Source organism: Rhodococcus sp. EPR-147 (assembly GCF_001647185.1).
Taxonomy (GTDB): Bacteria; Actinomycetota; Actinomycetes; order Mycobacteriales; family Mycobacteriaceae; genus Rhodococcoides.
In genome coordinates this window covers 20,835-28,432 of record NZ_LVCU01000163.1, presented here as the reverse complement: position 1 = coordinate 28,432, position 7,598 = coordinate 20,835, and the positions used below count along the sequence as shown (strand labels likewise).

At 66.0% G+C, this 7,598-nt stretch carries 9 protein-coding genes; 8 read left to right on the top strand and 1 reads right to left on the bottom strand.

Features of this window, described 5'->3' with window-relative positions:
• From A2J02_RS08390 to A2J02_RS08375, 4 genes are all read left to right on the top strand, one after another.
• Positions 1-920: GMC family oxidoreductase (locus A2J02_RS08390; protein ID WP_197477974.1), on the top strand; the 920-nt coding region annotated here is incomplete at its 5' end.
• 161 nt (positions 921-1,081) lie between these two features.
• Positions 1,082-1,777 (top strand): hypothetical protein, encoded by a 696-nt coding sequence (locus A2J02_RS08385; RefSeq protein ID WP_068049223.1) that lies wholly within the window; start codon positions 1,082-1,084, stop codon positions 1,775-1,777.
• A 90-nt stretch (positions 1,778-1,867) separates the two neighbouring features.
• Positions 1,868-2,338, top strand: coding sequence for a hypothetical protein (locus A2J02_RS08380; RefSeq protein WP_068049200.1), 471 nt, complete (start codon positions 1,868-1,870; stop codon positions 2,336-2,338).
• Positions 2,335-3,000: a methyltransferase domain-containing protein gene (locus A2J02_RS08375; RefSeq protein WP_082898706.1), complete on the top strand. Its 666-nt coding sequence runs from the start codon at positions 2,335-2,337 to the stop codon at positions 2,998-3,000. Before A2J02_RS08380 ends, A2J02_RS08375 begins: the two co-directional genes overlap by 4 nt.
• Here the strand turns inward: A2J02_RS08375 and A2J02_RS08370 are convergent.
• Positions 2,987-4,270 carry a hypothetical protein gene (locus tag A2J02_RS08370; RefSeq protein ID WP_231893770.1) on the bottom strand — a complete coding sequence of 428 codons (1,284 nt, stop codon included), beginning with the start codon at positions 4,268-4,270 and terminating at the stop codon, positions 2,987-2,989. The two genes, A2J02_RS08375 and A2J02_RS08370, sit on opposite strands and share 14 nt — an antisense overlap.
• Positions 4,271-4,382: 112 nt before the next feature.
• Between A2J02_RS08370 and A2J02_RS08365 the strand changes: the two genes are divergently transcribed.
• The 4 genes from A2J02_RS08365 to A2J02_RS08350 are packed head-to-tail and all read left to right on the top strand — an operon-like array spanning position 4,383 to position 7,528.
• Positions 4,383-5,180: an S-methyl-5'-thioadenosine phosphorylase gene (locus A2J02_RS08365; protein WP_068049197.1), complete on the top strand. Its 798-nt coding sequence runs from the start codon at positions 4,383-4,385 to the stop codon at positions 5,178-5,180.
• On the top strand, positions 5,177-6,235 hold the full coding sequence (locus A2J02_RS08360) for an NAD-dependent epimerase/dehydratase family protein (RefSeq protein ID WP_068049194.1): 1,059 nt from the start codon (positions 5,177-5,179) through the stop codon (positions 6,233-6,235). Before A2J02_RS08365 ends, A2J02_RS08360 begins: the two co-directional genes overlap by 4 nt.
• Positions 6,228-6,881, top strand: coding sequence for a glycosyltransferase (locus A2J02_RS08355; RefSeq protein ID WP_082898705.1), 654 nt, complete (start codon positions 6,228-6,230; stop codon positions 6,879-6,881). The genes A2J02_RS08360 and A2J02_RS08355 overlap by 8 nt, the downstream gene beginning before the upstream one ends.
• Positions 6,878-7,528: a TIGR04282 family arsenosugar biosynthesis glycosyltransferase gene (locus A2J02_RS08350; protein WP_068049191.1), complete on the top strand. Its 651-nt coding sequence runs from the start codon at positions 6,878-6,880 to the stop codon at positions 7,526-7,528. The genes A2J02_RS08355 and A2J02_RS08350 overlap by 4 nt, the downstream gene beginning before the upstream one ends.
• Positions 7,529-7,598: the final 70 nt, after the last annotated feature.

Here is a 7,598-nt window from a genome sequence, read left to right as displayed (position 1 = left end):
TGCTCTTCGAGGGCAGCGCGGCGGTGGGAGTCGAATACGCCTCCGGCGGGCAGACACACACCGTGCGCGCACGCAAAGAGGTGATCCTCTCCGGCGGAGCCATCAACACCCCGCAACTACTGATGCTCTCGGGCATCGGAGACCAGGAACAGCTGAAGTCCCACGGCATCGCCGTCCAACACCACGCGCCCGGCGTCGGGCAGAACCTCCTAGACCACCTGGCCGCCCTCGTCGGCTGGAAAACCGAAAGAGACTCCCTCTTCCACGCCGAGAAGATCCCCGAGTTGGTCAACTACCTCGCGCGCCGACGCGGGATGCTCACCTCCAACGTCGCCGAGGCGTACGGCTTTATCAAGAGCCGCGAGGACCTGGCCCTGCCCGACCTCGAACTCATCTTCGGACCGGCACCGTTCTTCGACGAGGGACTCGTCGGCCAGGACTCGCACGCCGCCGTCATCGGCGCGGTACTCGTCAAACCCGAGAGCCGCGGCGAGATCACCCTCCGCTCGGCCGACCCGTCGGCCAAGCCCATCGTCGAACCCCGCTACCTCAGCGACCCCGGCGGACTGGACCGCAAAGCGATGATCGAAGGCCTGCGCGCCTGCGTCGCCATCTCCGAAACCCCGTCGTTGAAGGGGCTGCTCGGCGACGTCGTACGCCCCAGGGTGGCGTCGAACATCTCCCCGGCGGACCTGCTCACCGAGGCCCTCGAACAGAATGCGCACACGCTGTACCACCCCGTGGGCACTGCGCGTATGGGCAACGACCCCGCCAGTGTCGTCGATCCCGAGCTGCGAGTGCGGGGCGTCGATCGCCTTCGCGTCGCCGACGCGTCGATCATGCCCAGCATCATCCGCGGACACACTCACGCGCCGTCGGTGGTGATCGGCGAACGAGCTGCGGACCTGATCCTTCGTTGATCTCGAGTGGACCTTCGGAAAAATTCCGGTTTGGGAGTCCGGTTTGTCGGGTAACAGGTGGGCACGCTCCCTTCAAGGGATCGAGATGGAACCCATCCGCTCGGCAAGCAGCGCCGAATGACCCACAACGCTCGAGAGACGAGCACGGAAGGTTGACCGACATGTTCACTGTTCGTAAAGCTTTGGCCGCCACCGCAATCGGTGCACTCACCATCGTCCCGCTTGCCGCATGCTCCAGCGACGAGGCGTCCGACACCGTCGACAACGCCACCTCCTCGGCAGCGTCGGCCATGGAAACCCCCGCGAGCGAGCCCGAGCCCGCAGCCGAGGTCCCCGACCTCAGCAACGGTGTCGACACCGCAGTTGCACTCGATCCCGGCTTCACCGGTGCGCTGACCACCCTGGGCCTCACGCCCGGCGTCGTCGGAACCGCCACTCTCGCAGACGGATCCATCCGCTTCCCGATCACCGGCGGAGACGTCAAGTACTGGGAGCCCGGCACCGTCGACCCCTACGTCCAGGGCGAGATCATGCACGACGGCAGCGGCCTGTCGCTGACCGCCGGCGAGACCGTCGTCGAGCTCATCAACTTCGACATCGATCCCGGCACTTCGCTTCTCACCGGTGACGTCATGGTCAACGGCGAGGAAGCTGCCGCAGACGCAGTTCTGTTCGATCTCGACGGCCGCACCCTGCAGCCGCTCGCTACCGGACCGGACAACACCGCAATCCTGCAGGGCACCGAGGTGAAGATCTCGGAGACCGCTGCCGGACTGCTCAACAGCACCTTCAACACCGATGCTGTGACCCCGGGACTGCTCGTGGGCGTTGCGACCATCACGGTCAGCACTGCCTAATCATCTCCTGAACGCCCGTGCGCGAGTTGTCGCCGTGAAAACGGCGGCGCTCGCGCACGGGTGTTTGCATCGCACGGTCAGGAATCACGAATGAGAGCCTTCACGAAGATCTACGGTGGACACCCGCTGCACGCGGTCGGTCTGCTGCTCTCGTTCGCACTGGTCGGGTACGTCGTGATACTCATGGGGCCGCAGGCCCTGTGGAACAGCGACGTGTGGTGGAAATCCGTTCTCGTGTGGTTCTTCGGATCGGTACTACTGCACGACGCCGTACTGTTCCCGCTCTACTCACTGGCCGATCGGCTGCTCACCGCCATTCCGCGTCACCGCCTGGCCGTGTCGCCGGTGAACTTCGTTCGAGTTCCCGCGCTCGGAGCCGCCCTGACCTTCCTGATGTTCTTTCCCGGCATTCTCTCTCAGGGCGCGCAATCGTACCGAGCCGCAACCGGTTTGACCCAGGAACCCTTTCTCGGACGTTGGCTCGCACTGACCGCCGTGTTGTTCACCGTGAGCGCAGCCGCCTACTTCACCCGATGGACCCTCGTACGGAGCCGAGCATGAGCGTCACCGCCGATACACTCTTCAACCGCGCAGCAGCCGGACTACCCTGCTGGATAGGCGATTCCGACGGCAGCAGGCAGCAGCTTCCCACCGAGCGTTGGATGGGTGGCAGCGCCTCGTCGGCCGAGGATCGCCGCGCGGATCACGCCATGCTCAGCCGCTGTACCGGCCCCACGATCGATCTCGGCTGCGGTCCGGGTCGACTCACCGAAGCGCTTGCTCGACGCGGCGTTTCCGCACTCGGTGTCGACACCTCCCGAGCCGCGGTCGATCTGACCATCGGACGCGGCGGCAACGCCGTTCTCCGAGACCTCTTCGAGCCACTGCCCGACACCGGCAATTGGTCGTGTGTCCTCCTCGCGGACGGAAACATCGGCATCGGCGGAGACCCGGTGCGTCTGCTTCGCCGGGCCGCCGACCTGCTCGCCCCCCACGGAGCCGTCATCGCCGAAGTGGATGCGCCGAGCGACACGGGAATTCGCCACCGCACCGTTCGATGGGAAACCGACACCATGGTCGGCGACTGGTTCGCCTGGTCCAGTGTCAGCGCCGACGCCACCGCAGATCTCGCCGGTGCCGCAGGCCTGCGAGTGGTGGACGTGGCACCGATCCACGGGCGTTGGTTCGCTCAGATGACGCTGGCCCCGTTCACCAGTTCGTGAACAGTAGATGATTGATCGCCAACGCGCCGATCACCTGCAGCGCCAACCAGAAACGATGCGTGCGGATCGGCAACACAGCAGGCGCGATCAGCATCCACATCGCGAAAGGCAACCAGATCCTCTCGGTCTCGGCTTTGCTCAACTGGCTCAGATCCGCCATGACCACTGCCGCGATCGCCGAGATCACCAACAGGTTGATCGGCTCCAGCCGGGTGAGTATCCGCGGGAACGCCGCGGGCACAGCCACACCCAACGCACAGAACAGCGCCGCGAAGTTCGCCCAGCCCCAGTATTCGAACGGCCGGTCCGTGGCGATGCCCTGGTAGTAGCGCTCCTGCACCAGCAAGTAACCGTCGTACCACCAGAATCCGTACGCGGTGAAGATCCCGGCAACGATCAGCGCACCGATCAGAGCGCCGAGGAACGGCAGAATCCTTCGCCCGGCGATCAGCACCGCGATCGCAGGCAGGCCCATCAACACCAACCCGTAGTTGAGGTAGACGCCGAAACCGAGCAACACTCCCGCACCGATCGACGCGGGCCACAGGTAGCGCTTCGTCGAGATCGCCAGCAGCGCAATTCCCCACGCGGCGACACCGGCGTAGAACGCATCGGCGGAAACGGCGATCCAGATCGCGGCCGGGGCGATGGCCACGAACGGTGCTGCCCGCCGCGCGATGTTCTCGTCGCCGAGCACCCGGAGCGTGAGTACCAGCGCCACAGCGGCACTCGTGCCGACCAGCACACAGAGTGTCGCCGCCCAGGCTCCTCCGCCGAGGCCGAGACGATCGAGCCACACGAACGTGAGCAGTGCGCCGGGGGGATGACCCGACACATGCGTCGTCCACGAATCGGCCTGGTAGTCCAGAATGCGTTCGGAGAATCCGCGGAGCGTGGCGGGAATGTCGGTGATGCCGGGCACTTCGTGCAGGTACTCGTCCGTCGATGCCAGCCGGTTCACGAAGCCGCGCTTCCAACCGTCCACCATCGCCAGCGACATCGTCCAGGCCGCCGACGCGCCCCACACCACGAACAACAGTCGCGTCCACGACAGTCGGCGTGCGACCGTCGGCCCCCACAGCACAGTGGCGACGGCGATCAGAACGGCGACAGGAGTTCCCCATCCCACGTGAATCTCGCGGAAGCCGAACAGCGGTGCCGCATCGGCGAAGTCACGTACCTGCTGCGGAGTTCTGTTGATGATGGGGGTGACGAGTTCGTTTCCCAGGTACGGAACGACGAATGCGACCACGACGAGCACGACGGCCAACGTGCCTGCGACGGCTTCTCTCCAGTAACGGATAGTCTTTTCTCCCTGCGGACTTGAAGGCGAACACGACTTCGGACCAGCATATCGACCGACGGTGATGGAGGATGAGCAGATGGACAACGACGCGACGGGGCGGGCCGAGATAGCCGTCATCGGCGGCAGCGGCTTCTATTCGTTCTTCGGAGCCGACGCCCAGGAGGTAGTGCTCAACACCCCCTACGGCGCTCCGAGCGCCCCGATCACGTTGGGCGAGGTGGAAGGTCGGCGAGTGGCGTTTCTGCCCCGACACGGCCGCAATCACGAGTACTCACCGCACACGTTGCCGTACCGCGCCAACATGTGGGCGCTGCGGATGCTCGGGGTGAGCCGAGTGTTCGCCCCGTGCGCGGTCGGATCCCTGGTGTCCGAGTACGGCCCGGGCACCGTCGTGATTCCCGATCAACTGGTCGACCGAACGTCCGGGAGAGCACAGACCTACTTCGACGAGGGCGGGATTCACGTCGAATTCGCAGACCCGTACTGCCCGACGCTCCGGAAGTCCGCGGTCCAGGACTCGGCGATCGACGGCGGCGTCATGGTCGTCGTCGAAGGTCCTCGGTTCTCCACTCGTGCCGAGAGCCAGTGGTTCGCGCGCCAGGGTTGGACGCTGGTGAACATGACCGGCCACCCCGAGGCAGTTCTGGCTCGCGAACTCGAACTCTGCTACGCACCGATCGCATTGGTGACCGACCTCGACGCCGGCATCGAGTCCGGTCAGGGCGTCAAGGCGGTGGACGTGTTCGCCGAGTTCCAGAAGAACATCGAGCCACTCAAGGCACTGGTGCGCTCGGCCATCTCCGACGCTCCCACCGGCGACTGCCCGACCTGTCGGGTGCACACCGGCCTCACGCTGCCGATCGAGCTGCCATGACCCGGGTACTGCTCACCGGCGCAGCCGGATTCATCGGCGGTCACATTCGCGATGCGGCAGCCGCCTCCGGCCACGAGATCGTTGCCGTCGACGCCATGCTGGAATCGGCTCACGGCCCAGGAGCGCGCGCCGACGGAATCATCGATCTCGATGTGCGCGACAAGGACTCGCTCGTCGACGCATTGCGCGGGGTGGATGTCGTGTGTCACCAGGCCGCCGTCGTCGGAGCCGGCGTCGATGCCGCGGATGCCCCCGCCTACGCCAGCCACAACGACTACGGGACGGCAGTTCTGCTCGCCGCGATGTACGAGGCGGGCTGTTCGCGGCTGGTTCTCGCCTCGTCGATGGTCGTCTACGGCGAAGGGCGCTATCTCAATTCGTCGGGCGAGACCGTAGTTCCGCCGCCCCGCACCCGCGCCGATCTCGATGCCGGCTTGTTCGACAATCGCGATCCGAGGTCCGGTGAGCCCCTCGATTGGCTTCTGGTGGAGGAGGATTCGTTACTCGAACCGAGGAGCATCTACGCGGCGAGCAAACTGGCACAGGAGAACTACGCCTCCGCGTGGGCGGTATCGACGGGCGGCTCGGTGATCGCACTGCGTTACCACAACGTCTACGGACCGAACATGCCCCGCAACACCCCGTATTCCGGTGTGGCAGCGATGTTCCGCTCGTCGCTGGAACTCGGCCAGGCCCCGACCGTGTACGAGGACGGCAAGCAGGCCCGCGATTTCGTGCACGTTCACGACGTCGCAGCGGCCAACATCGCGTCGATCGACGCAGAGACCGAGGGCTTCACCGCCCTCAACGTCTGCTCGGGACAACCGATCACCATCGGTGAGGTCGCCACGATCCTCGCCGAAGCACGCGGCGGGCCTACACCCGAGATCACCGGACGCTACCGAGCCGGCGATGTACGGCACATCGTCGCCAGTTCCCGACTGGCCGAACAGACCCTGGGATTCCGCGCGAGGATCATGCCGAGGGACGGTCTCACCGCATTCGCCGACGCACCGTTGCGCGACGCCGAGGGCACGGGACCACCCCGTGTCTGAACAGAAATCGGTGACCGTCGTCATCCCCTGCATGAACGAGGCCGAATCGCTTCCGGCAGTACTCGATTCGGTACCGGCGGGCTACTCCACGATCGTGGTGGACAACAACTCCACCGACGCCACCGCCGCCGTCGCCGCAGCCCACGGAGCCACGGTGATCTCCGAAACCGTGCCCGGCTACGGCGCAGCAGTGCACGCAGGCGTCGTGGCAGCCGACACCGACATCGTCTGCGTCCTCGACGGAGACGGCTCCATGGATCCGCGTGACCTGCCGACCCTCGTGACGGCCCTCGACCATGCGGACCTCGCCGTCGGTCGCCGTCGACCGGCGAAGGGAAGCTCGCCCCTGCACGCCAGGATCGGCAATGCCGTTCTCTCACTTCGGCTTCGCACCAAGTACAAGCTGCCCGTGCACGACCTCGGAGCCATTCGCGCGGTACGCCGTCAGGCACTGCTCGACCTCGGCGTCACCGACCGCCGCTCGGGCTATCCACTGCAGCTGCTGGTACTGGCGGCCGAAGCCGGCTGGACCGTCGTCGAACACGACGTGGTCTACCGACCACGGACAGCCGGAACGTCGAAGGTCTCGGGATCGGTGAAGGGAACCATCGTCGCCGTGCGGGATTTCTGGAAGGTGCTCTCGTGACCGTCACCGCTCTCGTCGTCGCCAAAGCCCCCGTACCCGGGCTGGCCAAGACACGCCTCGCCGCCACGATCGGCGACGCCGCCGCAGCCGAACTGGCCGCGGCCTCGCTGCTCGACACCCTCGACGCCGTCTCGGCCGCCGACGTCGACCGCCGTGTCGTGGCCCTCACCGGCAATCTCGCCGACGCGGCCCGCGTCGACGAACTGACCCGCGCGCTGGCGTCGTTCACGGTCGTAGCGCAGCGCGGCGACGGGCTGGGCGAACGACTGGCCAATGCCCACGCCGACGCGGCCACCACCGGTTCCGTACTGCAGATCGGCATGGACACCCCTCAGGTCACGGCGCACTTGCTGTCCGACGCGGCCGCGCAACTCGGCAACAGTGACGTACTCGGATTCGCCGAGGACGGCGGCTGGTGGGCGCTCGGCCTTCGCAACCCCGAGCTCGCTCGGTTCTTGCTCGACGTGCCCATGTCCGCCCCGTCGACGGGCTCCGACACACTCGATGCCTTGACCGCGGCCGGGGCGTCGATCACGATGCTCCCGGAATTGCGCGATGTCGATTTCGAGTCCGATCTCGAAGCGGTGGCGCAATTGTGCGCACCGAACAGTCGGTTCCATATTGCCGTCGGAAAAGTCGGTAATTGAAGGGGGCCTCGGTCCGTTCCGTCAGGTCTGTTTCGACCGAAATGCCGCATCGAGGCCGCAATCTCCACAT